A 19,726-nucleotide genomic window follows, 5' to 3' on the forward strand; every position below is an offset into this window, starting at 1 on the left:
GGTGCGTGAAACGATCAACTTTGCCAAACACCAATTCCTGGCGGGGCATCCGGAAGTGTTGTGGCACGCACTGCCCGAAGAGATGCGAGCGACGTTTGATGACGACCGATTTCGCGGTGAAGTCAGCCCGCTCGTCGATCAGCGGTCCGCTCTGCAAGACCAGATAGAGCCGGTGGTCTTCAAGGCGATCAAAGTCTTGGTCACTAAGAAAGAGTTTGTGCTTGGCTCGCCATTATTTGGAAAGGCACCCGCCGAGGCAATGCCGCAAATCGAACAAGCTTACGATCCCGCCGTCGGCGTCCTCTACGAGCTAGTTGATTTCGCTCTTTCATTCGACATGGCGGGAGAACGCAACCTTTCGCAAACGATCAATTATCACGGCCCTCGGATCGGTGGACACTTGAAACGATTGTTCGAACTTGCCCCTCCGGGTGCAATCGACGGTTTCCTCGACTCGTTGACGATCGAGCAAATTGATGACGATCACGCCATCGTACGTGTTCCGCAAACAGAAAACGATCAACCTGCAAGCGACTTCAACTTTGAATTCACGTCTCGCGAGGCGAAACTTGTCCGCGTCTCGAATCGCTGGGTCACCGAGGAACAGTTCCAGCAATGGACGGAACTGAAGTCGAAACTCGAATCCGGCGAACTGAAACAATCGATGGAGCAGATGAAAGCAGAGAACGCGGAAAGCATGCAGGGCATAACGATGATGACGAGTATGTTTACCGTCATGGCGGGCACGGTGTTGGATTCACTACTGGCGGCCGAGTCGCAACAGGAGTTTGACCAGGCAATCACAAAAGCGGCAGCGATGCTAAATTTCGGCGCCGGAAATGCCGGCGACGCGGCTGGCCCCGAAATGGAGTTTGGTTTCAGCGGCGAAGACAGCATCCAATTCGAGATCTCCGAGTCGATGGCGAGCTCCAGTGCACCCGCAGGTGCGAAGAAGGTCTCATCAGGTCCGGCACCGGAGGGCTGGAGCTTGGATCTCGCTGGATTGGAAATTCCGTCCACGACGGCTTCCGGGGTCGCCGCCGGGATGCCCACCACGATCAACGACTCGAGGATCCGCGATGGGATCCTCCATTTGACGCACCGTGATGGCAATCAGGACGTTCATTCATGGATCATCTTTTTGTTCTTGGACGAGGACGAGAAACCCGATGGCAAGACATTTGACGTCAACGCAAAATCAGGCTTCTCGTCGCCTCATGTGCATTTCCGCTATAGCACGGCCGATGACGGCTTGGAAACGGAGATCTTTATGAGCGAATACGCGATGCGATTAGAGTTTGGACAATCGGCCGACGGCAAACTGCCTGGCAAAATCTACCTGTGCTTGCCCGACGCGAACAAAAGTTTACTGCGAGGAACCTTCACCGCCACGATCGAAAATTGACAAGCAGCGAGAAGTACGAAAACAACTTATGGGGTTGCGGCGTCGCTGCGCCCGGGTTCGCGGTGGAAAACCACGCTCTGGCGAGCGTAGCTACGCCAGGCAAATGCCGCAGGTTCCGTGCGACCGGCAGCGCGTGATTGGTTATTGCTTCAGCTCGTCAGCCGGAGCCTTGCCAAGAGGCCAAAGTTCGTAGCGGCGGACGAACATTTCCGCTTGTTCGGTTTGCAAAAGCAGTTTCCCAAAGTCGGGTTTCGCTTCGAACGCCTCGTTGACGACGACACCGTTCACTTTGTACAGCAAGTGGCCGCCATCGGCGATCACTTCCAACCGAGTCCATTCTCCGAAGCGGCTTTCAACATCCTGTTTGCCGCGAAAATCGATTTTGTCGGCCCAGTCCTCGTCGCGTCCAAACCAATTGATCCGGCCGCTCGAAAGCGTCATTCGATCGGCGCCTCGCTTCCAGACTTTTTCACCGTCACGATCCTTCGCGATCTCGGCACTCAGCGAAACCGGCAGCACTTGCCCTGTCACCGGGTCCGCACCGGTCAACACCAAAATGTCACCCACGCCGCCTTCGATGATTTGAGCTTCGATGGCGGCCATCCACGTGTTGCCGAACCCACCATCCGGCCCCCAGGCGTGCACCAAAATCCCAGAATCTCGGGCCCGATCCTCGCGATCGCCCCACGTTTTTTCGCCCCACTTGAACTCGACGATCAAATGATAATCTCGATAGGATTGGTTGGTGATAAGGGCGCCGTAGCCGTTACCCGAAATATGAATCATCCCATCACTCACCGTGAACACCTTGTTCGGGTCGGCGTACTCGGTGTCTCGCATCCAACTATAAAAACCTTCCAGATTGCGTCCGTTAAACAGTTCAATTGGACCCTCGGTCGGGCTTACCGCGACGTCCCGCGATGAAGGTTCCGCTGGCTCGCCGGGTAATTCTCGGATCGCGACATTGCGGAACGCGACGGGATCCTGATGCCCCGCAAATCCGAAGTGTCCTCCTTTTCGTCTTGCTCCTTCAGGAACGGCACCGCTCTTTGACTCTTTTACCTCCGCCAAATCGGCATCCAGAATTGTAAAGCCATTCAGTTCGACTTTGATCTTTGATCCACGCACGGTCACTTGCTGGAAATTCCACTCGCCAGTCGGTCGCAGATAGCCGCGATGTGCGGGAACCAATCCGTAAACCGAACCGTGATATTGGCGTGCATCAAGATTCGCGTACCTCGCGGCTTCCGAGTCAAGGACTTGTAGTTCGATGCCATTCGCACTGACGCTGCCCTTGCCGGCGTACCGGATGGCGAGTCCATTATTTCCGGAGGGCGGCAGTTTGAATTCTAATTTTGCGACGAAATCGTCGTACTGTTTCTCCGTAAAGATCGTGCCTCCTTTTCCCTGTTTGCAGAGGATCGCATCCTGCACGATTTCATAGTTGTCCAAATCGCCGCTCCAGCCCGTAAAGTCATTCCCATTAAAGACACGCTCGAATGAGCCGTCATCGCTCATTGCGGTCAGAATCGCGTTCGCTTCGTCGGCCGGAATTTCACGTATGGCGATGTCGCGAAAGTACAGCGTATTGCCATGGTTTTGCAATTCAATCTGTCCACGCGGGTAGATTGGCAGATCTCTTTCCCAAAGATTCTCCATGACCACGTTGTCGGCCACCAATTGCCCGTTCAACCTGATCGTCACTCGCTCGCCAACCATACGAATGTAGAACGTGTTCCATTGCCCCACCGGTTTGTCCGCTTTGACCAGCGGAAAGCGGGGGTTGCGTTTGTTATTCCATAACGCACCTGAACCGTTCTCGGCGCCGTGACGAAAATAGTTTTCGAACTCGGTGTCCCAAATTTGAACCTGTGGGCTACCACGCAAATAGATCCCACTATCTCCGCCTTTGAGGATCTTCCAATCGACGTAAAGTTCGAAGTCACCGTATTCCTGCTCGGTACACAGACTCTTGCCTTTGCCATCAAACTTCAGCACGCCATCGACGACACTCCAGTGGGCTCGCATGATCTTGTCCGCTTCCTGTTGCGCCGCTGACAACTCCTCTGCCGACATCGCAGCACGCGTCTTGGGATTCCCCACCAATCCTTTCCAACCGCTCAAGTCCACTCCGTTGAACAACGATGTAAATCCATCGGGCGTTGCGGCATAGGTTGGTGTTTGCGGTTGGAAGGCCAGTAACGCAATCAGCATCAATAGCGTTATCGAAGGTACACGATGGATCAATTTCATCAGTTCATTCCACTCAGGGAATTGCTGGAGCATCTTTGTTCTACGACGCAAAAATCGTCGCACACGATGCGTAGGAGGTAGGACGCTAGGACCGCATCGTTTGATACGTCGCCCTAGCAAAAAGGTGGGACTCTGTACTTGAAAGATCGGCGATGTGCCAGAAACCTTCCTGGATGAAGATCAACCATCGGTCGCTAACCGGATCATCCAGGCACCATCCTATTTCCTAGAAAAGGCAGCCGCAACTACCGTGGCATCAAAGTCAATAGAGTTGGGGTGCTAAAAGTAAGCGTGCTTAGAGCATTGCAGCCGGCACTCGTTTCTTAGTCGCAATAGCGACCGCAAACGATATCCTAGGATACGAGTTCGGGGCCACAACGTGTCGTCACCTCGTCGTTTACCATTCGCAAACCACCCGCCCCCCCATGGCGGCGACAATACTCTTTACACTGTTAGTCGTTCAAGATTCCTACCGCTTTACGGTATCGAGTCTTTCCACGATCGAGGCTGATGACTATGTGTCGTAATTTTCCCTTGTTCCCAAAGCTCCTGTTCCACCTCCGTGCCGACTTGCGTCAATGTCTGATGGTCATTTTCGCAATCGCTTTAATCGCGTGCCTGACCGCGACGGTCTCCGCAGAGACGCTCACGCTGCACACACGCAGCCAAGTCAGCGACAACAGTGGGGGTCAACCGAGATATCTAACCACGTCCGAAACGCGAAGCTGGAAAGCCGAAGAGACGGCGATCATCGTCTGCGACATGTGGGATCAACATTGGTGCGACGGCGCCACAAAACGTGTCTCCGAGATGGCACTGCACATGAACACGGTGATTCGCCAAGCCAGAAACAAAGGGGTGTTGATCATTCATTGCCCAAGCTCGGTGATCGATTATTACAAAGACACCCCGATGCGAAAACTTGCGAAGCAAGCGCCGCCGGTCGATACCGCCCTACCGCTCAAACGCTGGGCCTACCTCGATCCCGCGCGCGAACCGCCGCTACCCATCGACGACTCTGATGGTGGCTGCGACTGCGATCCTCCTTGCACAACACGACAAGCATGGAGTCGGCAAATCGACACGATCGAGATTCAGCCCGGTGATGCGATCACCGACAACGCCGAAGCGTTCTACCTGATGAAACAACGTGGCATTCGGAACGTGATTGTGATGGGAGTGCACATGAATATGTGCGTGTTGGGACGGCCTTTTTCAATTCGTCAAATGGTCTATCAAGGTCAAAACGTGGTGCTAATGCGAGACTTGAGTGACACGATGTACAATCACCGCCAAAGTCCGTATGTCGACCATTTCGATGGTAACCGCTTGGTCACGATGCACATCGAACGCTACTGGTGTCCCACAATTACCAGCACCGACATCACGGGAAAACCTGAGTTTCGATTCGCAGCGGATAAGTAGCGTGCCCATCTAAGCAAAAGCATGGATTGCATCTTGGCAATACACCGCCATCAGTTCAGGGGGATCCAAGTACCGTTTACGATCGCACCATGATGCTGATTTCCCGAGCTGTCTTTTGCCACCACGCCACTGCCTTCGTTTAATTTCAGTAGTAAGATCGTGTCGTCGTCGACATCTAATTCTTCAGCTGCCCGGAAAGGGGCGGTGTATCGGGCAACCTTGGATATTTTGAACTCTCGTATCTGCCCTAGGAAAAAATCAACGGGCACACGTCCCGGATTGATCCCCAATTTCATCGGAATCTTGGACGCTTTATGTCCGCCTGGCACAGGTTGGACCGACGGCTGAATCTTTCCATCAACACAGAGGTAGCATTGGCCCATGTCATACACTCCCGCAACGTGAGTCCACCTTCCCAGTGCAGCTGGATTGCTGGATTGGCTGAGCCGGTATCCACCGGAGCGAGAACGCACGGCAAATTCCCAAAAACCATTTTTCAGTATTGCCAATCCCAATCCGGCGTCATCATATGTCCCACAGATCACTCCCGTCGTTTTCGGTGGCTCGTCCACTTTGACAATCGCTTCCACCGTGATGGGATAGCGTCCATCGTACCGGTAGGTGTTCATCGACACAAAACTCGTTTTTCCATCCAGAGCCAGCGCGAAGCGAACTGCGAAATGACCATTGGATGTAGCGTCACTTCGTTGCACTCCCGCTTCTTGAATACGCCGCTCGACGCGGGCCTTGTTAAGTCCAGATAGATCGGGGATCGCCTTCGAATACCACATCGCGGCATGTTTGCGGATGTGCTTTTTCTCCCATTCGCTGGTCGTCTCAGCAAACTCCCACCACCCTTCGCCGATTGCCATCGCATCGGCAGGCTGTGCCATTTCTTGCAAGGATAGAGATTTCAACACCTGATCCGTGCCCGCGGCCAGCAGCGGTAGACCCCGCGTCCAATCTTGCTTCGAAAAGCAATAGAATCGACCGACGGCAAGATTAGCTTCGGGAGCATCCGAAGCAACCGCGAGCGTCTCAAGCGAATTGACGATGCGGCTGTAGTCACGGGTCAATCGAACCAGTTCATCCTCACGTGCGATTGCGGCGATACGCAGTGATGTATCCCTAGCTTTCAGTGCAGCACTGATTGCGATCGCGGGCAAAGGCTCAGAGATCGAGTAGCGGTCTGACTTGACACATTGATCGATCAGTGAGATTAGCTCCGCCGCTATTTCTTTCTGCTCGCTCCGCATGCGAGCGGAGCTGGCAATACTTGTCAACGAAGCAACCTTCATCTGCAACGCGTCAATCTGAAAGGTCTCATCCATCGCGTCTATCGCACGGATAGTCGTGATCGGATCACGCTGTTCTATCGCGATGTCTCTCGCAATTCGCAACAAGACGAATCGCCCCGTCGGATCATTCTTCGTTTCTAACCCGACGTGATACAGTTTCCGAGCAAAACGCAACTTCTGTTCTCGAGTCTGCGCGGACTCATAATCGTGCTGATAGATTTCGTTAATTAACGCGACTTTCTCCGCCTGCGCGTTTTCATTTGGGACCTCAGCCTTCATCTCCACATCGTCCGCAGCCCCTAGCGATGTACTGAGCACTAGAATTACCGCGAGCTGCAGAAGCATAGAGGGTAACCCACGGTAGTAACGACGAAACTGCATTGCAAAAAGACCTTAGTAAACGGGAGCGTCAGCGATATACCTGTGAATCCAATCCTTCGTCCTAAGTATATCGGCCATCTGGCGGCAACGCGAATTGAGCTTTGGTGGTGTTTTCCCGTCGCGGGGCGGACTATATTGATTAGGACAATCGTGTCCTTGGCTGAGTGCCTGGATCGATTGGTATCGAGTTCCCTCCGCTCCCTGCCCTCCCCCCAATCACGTTTAGTCTCACCACACATGCTTTCCTTTCGCTCTGTATTGGCGTCGTTTGTCATCACGGCCATCCTGCTTGTTTCTAATTCCGTCCCGGCAGCCGACACGTTGGTTTCTGGCCGCGATGTTTCTGCCCCATCGATCATCCCCGATGATTGGGATCCCGCACTGGCTGGCGATTTGGTGATGCAGAGACTTGTCCGCGTAACGGGTTCTGAAGTCAAAGGGGCTCACGATTCAGAGTTTGTGGTCGTTGGCGACAAAGCCTATGTCGTTGCCGAATTGAGCGATCAGCGCGCAGGCGAAAGTCCGGCTTGGCCCGAGGTCTACTGTGCGATGTCCATCGTCGATTTGAAAACGCTGGATGTCAAAGCGATCGTGCCGCTGGCTCGCACCGAGCAAGTTTTCGCCAACGTGGCGCTTCCGATCGGTGCTTGTTTCGTGCCGCGGATTCGGCGAATCAGCGACGCCACTCTGCGTTGCTACTTTGCCAGCGAGCAACCTGGGGTGCGGCAGTCGCAAATTTGGTATCGCGATTTTGATCTGCAGTCACAGCAGTTTCAGGACACCATCCACAAAGCAAAACTCAAAACGGCCGCAGGCACGTTTGACATGCAGCCGCGATACTTGCACGACGATGCAGCCGCCAATGGGTTCAGCAAGAGACCGCAAGATTACGGATGTTACCTTTTTGATGCCTTCAAAACCTTCGATGACACCACCTATGTGGCATTGAATAACTTCCCTGGCAAACAGAATGCCCTGGCGATCGCGCATGACGACTTTGCCACCTTCGAAGTGGTGGGGCATTTTAACGAGCCACAATCGGGAAACCTGAGTGAATCGGCCGCCAACCGATTGCCCGATGGAACATGGATGGCGATCTGTCGCAACGACGGAGGCAACTACCACGTCACCACCAGCGTGGACGGGAAATCATGGACACCGGGACGCGAGTTATCCTCGATTCCCAATGGAGCAAACTCGAAGCCGACGTTCGACAAATTTGGCGACATTTATTATCTCGGTTGGCAGGAAGCAACGAAGATTCAGGGCGTCGGCCGGAGCGTTTTCAATATCGATATTTCGCGCGACGGCAAATCATGGCAGCGAAAGTATCGCTTTGAAACCACGAAATCGTTCCAGTACCCCGCGTTTCATGAACACGACGGAGCGATTTGGTTGAGCGTGACGCAAGGTGACTCGTCGCCGAGTCGGAAAGAACGAATCATGTTCGGCAAACTGGAAACGGTGGGCGAGTTCGAATCGCAAGCCGGCAAGAAACGCAGTCCGATTGCTGCGTCCGTAGAGCAGGCTGCTGTGTTGAAACCGGGCGTCAAACTGTTCACCAACCGCGATTACACGCTGACCGAAGCGGCTGATTTCTTGATGGGACGCAAATTTGTACGGACCAGTATTGAAGGTCACGAAATCGAGTGTGTGAAGCCGGGGGAAATCTTCGTGATGACGCTTAGCAAATCGCATCCGGCGAACCAAAGCGTGTCGCTTCTGAAACAGGGCTTTACCAAAGTCGACACGCCTGAGTTCCAGTTGTTTCCCGGTGAAATCAATCGTGTGTTTGCTTACCGCAAATCGCTGAACCCTGGGGATCGATTGCGGTTTGATAAGCTGGCGTTCTTGGTCTTGGGCGAAGCGACCGAGATCACCTCGCGTGTGACCAAGGGACGTGCGGCGCCGCAGGAGACGCCAGAGCAAGCGGCCGCGAGAATTGAAAAGATGGAAAAGATCGCCGAACATGCTCTTGAAACCCCGGTGCTAAATACATCGCCGCTGCCCGAATACGATTATGACAAACTCGATTACGGTATGACGATTGGAATCGAACGGACAGTCGGTGGACGGCTATGGGCGTGCTGGGTCGCCGGCGGCGACAGCCCCGAGGCGTTCTTCGTTTTGGCAACCAGCGACGATGACGGCGAAACCTGGTCACCGCCTCGATTGGTGGTCGATTCGCATAACAACGATCTGCCGCGTCCTCGCAGTGTCCTGGTTGGCAACTTGTGGACCGATCCGCTCGGACGTTTGTGGCTGTTTTTTGATCAGTCGATGGACATGTTTGACGGTCGCGCCGGCGTCTGGGCCACTCGCTGTGACAACCCCGATGCCGACGATCCTGTCTGGACGACACCCCGCCGTATCGCTGACGGTGTGATGCTGAACAAGCCCACGGTGTTGTCCAGCGGCGAATGGATGCTGCCGATTTCGCTTGACCAGCGTCCTGGTTTTGGTCCGTTCCGCGGTTGTTTCTCCGAGCTGGATCCGCTGCGTGGCGCGAGCGTCCATGTCTCAAATGACCAAGGGGCGACCTGGCAACGTCGTGGTGCGGCAACGTTCCCGAACCCCGATTGGCACGAGCACATGATCATCGAGCGAACCGACGGAACGCTTTGGATGCTCGCTCGTACGGCCAGAGGGATGATGCAGACCACGTCCAACGACCGTGGTCGCACTTGGCAAACGCCGACGGAGCATGAGGTCATTCGCCACCCCAATGCACGATTCTTCGTTCGCCGGCTGGCATCGGGCCGCATTCTGCTGATCAAGCACGGGGACAAAATTGATTCCCATCAAGGACGCGTTCAACTAAGTGCGTGGCTATCGGACGATGAGGGCAAAACATGGTCCGGCGGCTTGGTGCTGGACGATCGAAAAGGGATCAGCTATCCCGATGGTTTGCAGTCGTCCGACGGCACGATCTACATATCTTATGACCGCAATCGGGCAACCGATGGTGAGATCTTGATGGCCCGATTTAGCGAAGAAGACGTGTTGGCGAAAAAGCTTGTCAGCGAACGAGCCAAGCTCCGCATGTTGATCAGCAAGCCGATGGCAAAAAAGATTGCCAAGATGAGCGAGGCAGAAAGTCGGCAAGGCTTTGTCGAACTGTTCGATGGCAAGACGTTTGACGGATGGCAGCAAGACGGTAACTGGCGAATCGAAGACGGTGCCTTTTTTCGTGCGGCCAAGGGAGGATCGTTGACGTACAAACGCAAAAAAGTCCCCGACGATTTCGAGCTCCGCTTTGAATGGAAAGTGTCCGAAGGGTGCAACAGCGGCGTTTATTACCGACCAGGACAAGTCGAGTATCAAGTGCTCGATAACATCGGCAGCCCTTATGGCGAGAACCCACGTCAAGCCGCAGCGTCGCTGTTTTTCTGCATGGCCCCGTCCAAAGACGCGACACGCCCGGTGGGCCAATGGAACAGCGGTCGTGTTGTCTGCAAAGGAACGGTGATCCAGCACTGGCTCAACAACGAAAAGGTCTTGGATTTCGACTACACCGATCCCAAATGGGCCGCCATGGTCAAATTGTTGACGATTCGCGGCGGTGACTTAACCGGACGCGGCGGGGAACTGTGGCTACAAGACCATGGGCAACCCGTCTGGTTTCGCAATTTGCGTTGGCGAGAGATTCCGCCGGCAGAAGAGCTGAAAGCATCGGCGGAATTCAAACCGATGCCGGTCCCTGCGGGTGCACTCGCCAAAGAACAAGAACGAGTTCGAAAAATGTTAGAACAGGCGAAGTCAAAGTGAGAGCGCTTGCGGTAGCAACGGTCGCGATGATTTTGGACTGCCGCGGACCTGAGCGAAACTCTTGGGGGCTTGGTGATTTATTGAGCCGTGACGCGTAAGCGGCCGGGTTCCACGCAGTACCCGGTGCCTTAGAGCCCACGGCACCGTTGCGATTCGCATTTGGACTAAAGTCAACAAGCCGTTGGCGAGTTTCGTTACCATGATGATCGCGGCCTCGTTGCAGTGGAATCAAAGGGAAGCTGCATGACAAACTGGAAGCCTATCCCCCATTCAAACCCATCCCACCTGGAAAGTTCACCATGCAATATTTTGTTCGGTTCCTGGCGATTTTTACTGTCGCCTATAGTTGTTTGTCGCTTGCACCGTCTTGTGACGCCGCATCGCCGGAACCGCCCGAAGGTTATCGAGCGATCTTTAACGGCAACGATCTTTCGGGATGGTACGGATGGAATCCACACGCGTCCGTTAAACTTTCGGGTGAGAAGAAAGAGGCCAACCTACGCGAGCAGCGGGCAGCCTTTCCCGAGAATTGGTCCGTGGAAAATGGCGAACTGGTCAACGATGGTCATGGGCCTTACGCAACGACCGAACAGGAGTTCGGAAACATCGACCTGCTGATCGAGTACAAGACGGTTCCCGGTGCGGACAGCGGTGTCTATTTGCGTGGGACGCCGCAAGTTCAAATTTGGGACTGGAACCAAGCGTTCAATCCAAAGAAACCTGATCGCAAACCGCATCAAGGTTCCGGTGGCCTGTTCAACAATACGCCCGGCACGTTGGGGCGTGATCCCATTATGCGAGCCGATAAACCGTTTGGCCAATGGAACCAATTGCGAATCCGACAAGTCGGTGATCGAACTTGGGTTTGGCTCAACAAACGCTTGGTGGTCGAAGGTGCGGTGATGGAGAATTACTGGGACCGATCGGAGCCGTTGCCCGCGAAAGGGCCGATCATGTTGCAAACCCACGGCGGCGAGATCCGCTGGCGTAACCTCTTCGTTCGTGAGATCGGCGAGCAAGAGAGCCAGCGAATCTTGGCGACATTTCGCCCACTTCCCGATCCGACCCAATACGACGTTGCCTATGGCCCGCACCCGAAACAGGTGCTTCATTTTTGGCAGGCCAAATCGGACAAGCCAACCCCGGTGCTGTTTTTTATTCATGGCGGCGGATGGAGTGGCGGCGGCCGGCTAAGTGGCTTGGTGAACATGTTGCCAACGATGTTATCCGAAGGCATTTCGGTGGTCTCGGTTGAGTATCGTTTTGTCGCCGAAGCGACGGCCGATGGTGTCTCGCCGCCGGTCAAAGGACCCCTCAGCGATGCGGCGCGGGCGCTACAATTTGTTCGTAGCAAGGCCGACGAATGGAATCTTGATAAACAACGAATCGGTGCCTCCGGTGGATCCGCCGGGGCCTGTTCGAGTCTGTGGTTGACGTTTCATCCCGAGATGGCGGATCCAGACAGCGAAGACGCGGTGGCACGTGAGTCAACGCGATTGTGGTGCGCCGCCGTGACCGGTGCTCAAACGACGCTGGATCCGAAACAGATGAAAGAGTGGACACCGAACAGCCGCTACGGTGGGCACGCATTCGGGTTTCATGGAGACTCGGCAAACAAGTTGTCGGCGTTCGATCAATTCCTTGCCAAACGCGATACGATCTTGCCCTGGATCGCCGAATATTCGCCTTATGCCTTGGTCAGTTCGGATGATCCACCGGTGTATCTGAGCTACTCAGCCCCTCCAGCGCTCGGGCAGAACCAAAAGGATCCCACACACACGTCCAACTTTGGCGTGAAGTTGAAAGAACACTGCGAGGCGGCAGGCGTGGATTGTGAATTGGTGTATCCTGGGGCCGAGAACGTCGATCACGAAACGACCACCGACTACCTGCTCTGGAAACTGAAGTCCTAACGTAGCACAGGCTGCCAGCCTGTTGTCCGTCAGCTCCGTCAAACGTAGCGAAAGCCGTCAAGACTTTCGTCAATGTGGGATCTGCTTCCAGGTTGTCATCAAACTTCCCCCATCCGAAACTTTTGGCGAGTTTCGCTACGGAATGACCTCGCCGTTGAAAGGACATCAACGTTGCGCCGCAAGACAGGCAAGATGCTTATCCCACATCGAAAGCTTCCCATGAAAACATTGTTTTGGTTTACAGCGTTCAGTTTGCTTTCGGTGTCCGCGATTCTGGCGGCGGACCCGGCAAAGCGGCCGATCAAGGTGTTTATTTTGGCGGGGCAATCCAATATGGAAGGGCATGCCAAGGTCGAGACGTTTGACTACATCGGAGACGATCCTGCGACGAAGCCGCTACTGGAAAAGATGCGAGACGACGACGGCAATCCGCGCGTCTGCGAAGGGGCATGGATCTCTTATCTGACCGGGCGAGGCGACAATAACGGCGAAGGCTTCGGCAAGCTTACCGCGGGTTACGGATCTCGATCCAACCCAAGTGAAAACGGTGGCAAGATCGGCCCTGAGTTCACGTTTGGTTTGAAGATGGATGAGGTTTACGACGAACCGGTCTTGATTATTAAGACTGCTTGGGGCGGCAAATCGTTGTTCTATGATTTCCGTCCGCCGAGCGCGGGAGTCTATCCGCGAACCGAACAAGACATCGCCAAAGATCGCAATCCCGCGAGCGGATCAGGCCACTATTACCGGCTGATGATCCAGCACGTTAAACAGGTGCTCAGTGACATCGGTCGAGTTTGCCCCGACTACGATAAGAAACAAGGCTACGAAATCGCGGGGTTCGTTTGGTTCCAAGGGTTCAACGACATGGTCAACCGCGACGTCTATCCACGGTTGCCTGCGGACAGTTCCGAAAATCGCTTTGCTAAGTACAGCGGATGGATGGCCGATTTCATTCGCGACGTTCGCAGCGACCTCACCGCACCAAAAATGCCGTTCGTGATTGGTGTGATGGGAGTCGGCGGTGAACAAGTGAACGCTGACAATTTGATGTTCCGTGAAGCGATGGCCGCCCCCGCCTCGCTACCCGAATTTCGCGGCGACGTCACCGCGGTGCCAACGTCGCCATTCTGGGACGAACCGTTGGCGGCGATCCAAGAGAAATACGAATCGGTGCGTCAGATGGGCTACCTGCTGCGAACCAAAAACAAGAACCATGCCAACGCAGACGGCTTGATGAGCGAGCAAGAACAGCTTGAGTTTTTGAAGAAATTCGAAGCCGAGCTGATCAGTCCAGAGGAAGTCGCATTGCGAAAACGAGGCGCATCCAACGCCGGCTACCACTACCTTGGCTGCGCGAAAACGTTCGCCATCATGGGGGACGCATTCGCCGATGCGATTTTGCAGATGTCCAACAAAACCCCGTAGTGTTAAACTCGTTGAATGTCGTTTGACGTCTCGCAGCGTGTCGGGACTAAGAGGCGAGCATTATTTGCTGATTCGAAAGCTTCCGACCCGCTCAACTCGACACGTGTTACTCGTCGCAACCAGACAACGTGCGGCGTACCGCGAAACCACTGGGATGATATAATCAGATCAATCGAAGAGACACGCTTGCGTATGATGAGGCAAAGTCGCCTCCCTTCTGTTGACGGTTGGGCATCGTGCCTCCTCTGAACACTCGACCACGGCAACTCAAAATGGACGATAGCACTCAGCAGCCCGAAGCGGAGCAGGTCGGTGTTGCGCAGGCCGGTGTTGACCAGGCCGGTGTCGACCAGGGCGAAGCCTTTGTACGGTTATTGCTTGAACATGAACCCCAGGTGCGCGCGTTTCTACGTGGGTTGTTGCCGACCTGGAACGATGTGGATGAGGTCATTCAGGAAGCGAGTTTGATCGCATGGCGAAAATTTTCGGATTTTGAGCAAGGCACGGCCTTTGGCGGCTGGTTTTTGACAATTGCTCGCTTCGAAGCGCTCAAACACCGCCGCCGCATCGCACGCACACCACTCGTATTTGCCGACGACGTTTGGGACTTGTTGTCCGAGGAATCGACCGCGGACGAGCCTCAGCCCCTGTACCGTCAGCATCTGGAGAAATGCCTAGCAAAGATGCATCCCGATCAACGTGAGGTCCTGCTAAAGGTCCATTCGGCCGGCGTGGTCATGCGTGATGTCGCAATCCAATCAGGGAAAAGTGAGCAGGCGTTTTATAAAGCGATCCAGCGGCTGCGTGCGAGCCTGATCGAATGTGTCTCGAAGTCGATTTGCATCGAAAGCGTTTGATCGATCGGGCCCCGCAGTGTTGCGTTTCCAAGCGGTTCCTGCGTGCTGCTAGTTCGCCAGCGGTTGAAGTTTCCAATGCCAATAATCCACTTGATCTGGTTGGATCTCGGATGCCGCGATTGAATCTGGCGGCGATTCAGGTGTCGAATCGCTGTCGTTCTCAGGGATGAATCCCCACAGCTCCGCCGTGTCGTTTTCCACTCGATATCCAAACGGTTTGTCTCCGATCGGCTCGGTCGGCCCCAGCTCCACTCCGATGCTGCTGGCGCTGAGTTCGTCGAGTGAATCGGGCCAATGACCGCGACGCTTTTGAAACAAACGCAATCCGATCGCCAGCTTTGCGATTCTCATTTGCATCGTATTGCGTACGATTGCCGTTGCGTACGCACCGACCGCTGGAACCGTCAAACTGGTCATGACCGTGTCCCATCTCTGCAACCATCCCGCTTCTTTAAACTGACGATCGACCTCGGTTTCGAACGCTTTTGCATCGACCATGAAATCGGTCAAGTTCTCGGTGGGAATCGACTCGGCTTGTTCAAGGAATTCGAGAGCCGCCAAAGCGTCGATGGGGCGAGCCCCAATCTTGCTTTCGTTTCCGTCATCCATCAATTGCCCCGGATTATCAAAAACCGGTTGAGACATCGCCCGCTCGCCCGCGATAGCGAGCCGATATTTTGTGCCGAAATCATCGTACGACTTGAGTTGGTCAAGAAGTCGCAAAAGTTGTTCTTCGCTAAACAAATTACGTTCAATCGCTAGTTTCAGATTGTCCAGTGCCATTCCACTGATCGCAAGATGGACCAATGTGGCAACCAAAATCGGTTCCGACTCGAGCGATCGTGCGACGCCAATCGTGGCCATGATGCTATGAAACGCCTGTTCGCGATCACCACGGCGGACGGCATCCATGAATTCAAGCGAAAGCAGCCTCGCTGCCGACCGCGTGCTCTGCACTCGAGGAAGTAGAGTTGCATAGGAGTCAAATTCGATGTCGGTCCAAATCGCCCCGCTGCCTTCGGTGATCTCGTGAAGATCCGCCCGCAAACCAGCCCATTGATCCAAGAATCGCTCGATATCGTCTTGATATTTGTTAGGCGAATCCAACGCGATAGAAGGCTCATCCTCGGTGACACCCACAATCGGAATACCCTCGCACGACTTTAGAAACGCTTCGGTTTCGAATTGGTCCAGCAAACGCATCCAACGATCCGACAGCTCGTGACTCATCCGCTCGGAACGGAACTCAGCAATCGATTCGTTATCGATCGGTAATCCACGAGCAACAATTTCGGCACGTTTTAAAGCTAACTTTCCTGCCGCAATCTGTTGTCGCGCAAACCACCACGTCGCGGTGCCTGAACAAAGCAGGACCGGCATCCCCAAGACACACAGCAAAATGGCAATCTTACGATAGTACCGGCGGGGCGGATCCGCTGCGGACATGGTGTACCTTGAGGATGCGATGCGATTTGAAGAACGATTATTTTTTGACGCTAGTTTTAGCGTCGTCGCTGTGCAAATACGTTGCGTAAACTCGCGAGATATCGCCCATATAATGGTGCGGTGCGTCTTTGGACGCGCGGTCCAACAGTTTGCGTGCTCGCTCCAGATCGCCCGCAGCATCGGCATACAGCCCAAGGTAGAAATCACCATAGAAAGCGGCGTCGGCTCGTTCCGCGGTGCCCACTTTGGTTTCGTTGACGCGGGCATTTACCGCTTCGGTGTCGCCGCTGGATAACATTTCCAGAATCTGTTGCATTGGGATTCGACGATCGCCGGGAGCTGGCAAAATCAGCTTTTTAGCCTCGTCAAACGATCTCGCTTTGGCAACGCACAAGAAGTGCCATGCGGCATTTTCGACATCATTCGGGTTGACGCTGCGATGAGCTTCGAATTGCTTCGCCGCTTCGCCGTAGTTCCCCGAAAAATACAAGGCGATGCCACGTTGCCACAACTCAGGCATCTGTTCGGGAGCGACTTTGGCGTAGCGGTTAAACAGACGAGTGGCCCAATCGACCTTACCGCTACGTAGATAGATATCCGCCGCCAAGCGAATGGCTCGGGCATCGTTACTGTGTTGGCGAACGATGGCGTCCGCGGACTCGATCGCCAGATCGCGGTTCCCTTCCTGCAGTGCTTTCAGCCCAGTGGCTCTCAAGGATGAGACCGACATCGAATCGGAATCTTGGCCATGGCTGGCCAATGATAGACAAGTCATCTGCATCACGACGGATGCAGCCACTCCGAAGAAAAACGAGGTTGAGTGGCGTTTTGAAACGAGACGCAAATGCATTTCCAAGGCCTCAGCGGAGGGGAGAGAGGGGTCAGTCTGAGGGAACCGGCGCAACGATTTCAAGCAGTTCGATCGCGGGATCACCATCGCAATAGATTAATGCGGTTCGCCCGAAAAGCGTCTCGTCTTTTTCCACTTGCATGAGAGAAGCCAGCGAGGGGCCTGCACTTACTCGCCACAATCCGCACAACTGGACCTGGCGAAGCACATTATGCTCGATCAACACTCGGCCCAGCGGAATGGCTTCGCTCTCAATCCGGCTCCATACCGGCTCGCTTAATTGGTCCACATTCAATCGGACAATTCCGTATTGAACAATTTTTTTGTCTTGCTGCGTCACCAAGGTGATTTCACGCGAGTACCAATTGTCGACTCGTTTAGTACGGTGCACGACCACGTCGACTTTTTGACCATGAAACGCCTCGACCGTGACGGTCATGTGTTTGTGATGATCAAGCAGTTGGTCAAACGGCGGCGGAGCGCTCGCGATCGACTCGAACGTGGCTAAGTCAGAACAGACCCGCGTTGCCGCGTCGCGTTCCGCTTCTTCCCTCAGCGAATAGAATTGACCAACGAGATGCTCGATTTCGATGCTAAGTTTTTTAGGCGACATCGAACCCTTCATGTATGCGTGGTGAGTAATCAAATTCGCCGCCGAGCATTTGCCAAGCAGGTCGTTCAGTATATGCCGGAAAAACGTCGGATATTCGCTGTGGTGACTTCGCTCGCGGTGGTGACTTCACTCGCGCAATGCCATCGAATCGTATCAGACAACAGGCAACGAATTGACGGGAACACTGCTTAACGAAATCACGGTGGGGGTAGGGACCTCGGGACGCTCAAGCACCGTATCGACCAGGAAATATAGCAGTCGGCGAAGTGACTCGGGCTCGAGTTCGTCGGCAACCATTTCGGCTCGGGCCTGATGTTTATCGACCAACTGCATCGCCGTGTCAAAGACACCCGCAGAGTGGTACAACCGTGTTGCGATCGCCAACCGTTCCGTGTCGCTATAGGCGGCGGGGTTCTCGACCAAACGGATCAACAAGGCACGCTCGTCGCCCTGCAACGCTTCGAGTGCAAGTGCCCACAAAATGGTCGGACGTCCGCCGAACAAGTCGCCACCGGCGGCAAGTTTGTTGTGATCGTCGCCGGTCCAGTCGCCAATGTCGTTCAAAATTTGGAATGCCACGCCGAGGTTACGCGAGAAATCTCGGATTGGTTTGCGGTATGCTTCCGCGTCGCCCGCCAAGCGAATGCCGCTGTACAACGCGGCCTCAAACGCGGGTGACGTTTTCAGTGCATAGACTTTTAACGCATCGAGCGGCGAAAGTTGACGACTCTTAGAATCTCGCCACAGCAATTCTGCACCTTGCCCCTCGGCTAGCCGCGTGTGGGCGGTGGCCAACGCGTCCAGGACATCGACGCGTGCCTCGGATGAAATCGCATCGTCGGCATCACGTCGACTGAGCAATCGATATCCCAATCCGATCAAATAGTCGCCCACGTTGATCGCGGTCGGCAAACCAAAGCGATGATGTACGGCCGGTTGTCCATAACGAAACGCATCATCGTCTTCGATGTCGTCATGAACCAGACTGGCTTTATGGAACGTTTCGATACTCATCGCGGCCCGCCGCACGGTGATCGGCATCGCGCCGACCGCAGCGGCGCCACTTTCCCCGGTGCAATCGCCGCCGGTCATCGCATCATAGGCGGCCAGCGTGATGAAGGGCCTTGAATGTTTACCGCCGCGAGCCAAAAAGTCGTAGGCGATATGCTCGGTCGCGGCAATCGTATCAAGCTTTGCAATCGAATCGGGCGTCACCGCATTAACGCCAAGCGGCGATTGGTCACGCACGCGGGGTGCCAATTCGTCCATCGCGTCGGGGGCAAACAATTCGCTGGCCGCCCGCATCAAGTGAACGTAGCTCTTCGTTTGATGCGTTGCCGGAACGTAGGGAGTCCGAATCATCTGCTCGACCCAAGACTCGTCAACCTTGGTGTTACGACAATCGCTGCTCAACAACGGCACCGCCATGCAAGGGATCCCCGCCAGCAGGACTTTGTCGATCGCTTTTTCAAGCACGTTCAAACAGGCAACGCCGACCACCGCATCGACGTAACCGCCGATGATGATTTTTAGCACCACCGGGGAACCTTCGGCGACCAACACGCGATAGCCCATCTCTTCGGCGATCGAACGAAAATCGGCGATGCTACATGCCCCGCACTCTTTACAGTTCATCCCGAATTGGTCGTACTCCGCCGGACACCCTTCGGCATGTTTCAAGCAGTGAGGCAACAGGAATAACCGACGCTCCGGTGGCACCGACGCCAATTGGTCTTTCCAAAATTCGCTGCTGATCATCACCATCATCCACCCCAGGTACCCCTCGGGAAGATCGGCTTCCTCGAGGAACCGCCGAGCAATTTGTTCCATTTGGTCCTTGGTCAAGGGGACCGAGCGGTCGATTCGCTTGGCGACTTCGGCACAGCGAGAGCGCAAACTTTCGCGAAGTTCGAGCGTCGCAGGGACGTCTTTTAAGTGGCTCGTTTTACGACGCGCCGGTCGCGCCGCCGAATCGGCGCGAGTATCCGCCGAGGTGGACGTATTATTTGAAGTGGTTGCGGTCGACAAACCAGATTCCTTAGGTGGGATCATCAAGGGATGGAGCCGATGGGATCTCTTGCCAGCTCAA

The 19,726-nt window shown here is 54.7% G+C and carries 12 protein-coding genes; 6 read left to right on the forward strand and 6 right to left on the reverse strand.

Annotated features, from left to right (window positions below):
- The coding region (locus ABX962_RS08410) for a hypothetical protein (protein WP_372718407.1) at positions 1–1,405 on the forward strand (1,405 nt) is incomplete at its 5' end.
- Positions 1,406–1,546: 141 nt separating this feature from the next.
- Here ABX962_RS08410 and ABX962_RS08415 read toward each other — a convergent pair.
- Positions 1,547–3,658, reverse strand: coding sequence for a DUF1080 domain-containing protein (locus ABX962_RS08415; protein WP_372718409.1), 2,112 nt, complete (start codon positions 3,656–3,658; stop codon positions 1,547–1,549).
- Positions 3,659–4,243: 585 nt separating this feature from the next.
- Here ABX962_RS08415 and ABX962_RS08420 point away from each other — a divergent pair.
- Positions 4,244–5,083 (forward strand): hypothetical protein, encoded by an 840-nt coding sequence (locus ABX962_RS08420; RefSeq protein WP_372718411.1) that lies wholly within the window; start codon positions 4,244–4,246, stop codon positions 5,081–5,083.
- A gap of 50 nt (positions 5,084–5,133) precedes the next feature.
- On the opposite strand, the gene ABX962_RS08425 is transcribed toward ABX962_RS08420, so the two are convergent.
- Positions 5,134–6,726, reverse strand: coding sequence for a LamG domain-containing protein (locus ABX962_RS08425; RefSeq protein ID WP_372718413.1), 1,593 nt, complete (start codon positions 6,724–6,726; stop codon positions 5,134–5,136).
- A 273-nt stretch (positions 6,727–6,999) separates the two neighbouring features.
- On the opposite strand from ABX962_RS08425, the gene ABX962_RS08430 reads away from it, so the two are divergent.
- The 4 genes from ABX962_RS08430 (at position 7,000) to ABX962_RS08445 (ending at position 14,728) form a co-directional block, all read left to right on the forward strand.
- The gene (locus tag ABX962_RS08430) at positions 7,000–10,530 is read left to right on the forward strand and encodes a family 16 glycoside hydrolase (protein ID WP_372718415.1); all 3,531 of its coding nucleotides are present in this window, start codon (positions 7,000–7,002) and stop codon (positions 10,528–10,530) included.
- Between the two features lie 299 nt (positions 10,531–10,829).
- A complete protein-coding gene (locus tag ABX962_RS08435; RefSeq protein ID WP_372718417.1) occupies positions 10,830–12,443 on the forward strand; it encodes a family 16 glycoside hydrolase in 1,614 nt (537 codons plus the stop codon).
- A 219-nt stretch (positions 12,444–12,662) separates the two neighbouring features.
- Positions 12,663–13,871, forward strand: a complete 1,209-nt coding sequence (locus tag ABX962_RS08440) for a sialate O-acetylesterase (RefSeq protein ID WP_372718419.1) — start codon at positions 12,663–12,665, stop codon at positions 13,869–13,871.
- Positions 13,872–14,143: 272 nt separating this feature from the next.
- Positions 14,144–14,728, forward strand: a complete 585-nt coding sequence (locus ABX962_RS08445) for a sigma-70 family RNA polymerase sigma factor (protein WP_372718421.1) — start codon at positions 14,144–14,146, stop codon at positions 14,726–14,728.
- A 48-nt stretch (positions 14,729–14,776) separates the two neighbouring features.
- Here ABX962_RS08445 and ABX962_RS08450 read toward each other — a convergent pair whose 3' ends face one another.
- The 4 genes from ABX962_RS08450 to ABX962_RS08465 form a co-directional block, all read right to left on the reverse strand.
- Positions 14,777–16,174 (reverse strand): hypothetical protein, encoded by a 1,398-nt coding sequence (locus ABX962_RS08450; RefSeq protein WP_372718423.1) that lies wholly within the window; start codon positions 16,172–16,174, stop codon positions 14,777–14,779.
- A 37-nt stretch (positions 16,175–16,211) separates the two neighbouring features.
- Positions 16,212–16,949, reverse strand: coding sequence for a tetratricopeptide repeat protein (locus ABX962_RS08455; RefSeq protein WP_372718425.1), 738 nt, complete (start codon positions 16,947–16,949; stop codon positions 16,212–16,214).
- A 106-nt stretch (positions 16,950–17,055) separates the two neighbouring features.
- Positions 17,056–17,637, reverse strand: a complete 582-nt coding sequence (locus ABX962_RS08460; RefSeq protein ID WP_372718427.1) for a hypothetical protein — start codon at positions 17,635–17,637, stop codon at positions 17,056–17,058.
- A gap of 153 nt (positions 17,638–17,790) precedes the next feature.
- A complete protein-coding gene (locus ABX962_RS08465) occupies positions 17,791–19,689 on the reverse strand; it encodes a polyprenyl synthetase family protein (RefSeq protein ID WP_372718428.1) in 1,899 nt (632 codons plus the stop codon).
- Between the last annotated feature and the right edge of the window lie 37 nt (positions 19,690–19,726).

Source organism: Novipirellula sp. (assembly GCF_041583735.1).
Taxonomy (GTDB): Bacteria; Planctomycetota; Planctomycetia; order Pirellulales; family Pirellulaceae; genus Novipirellula.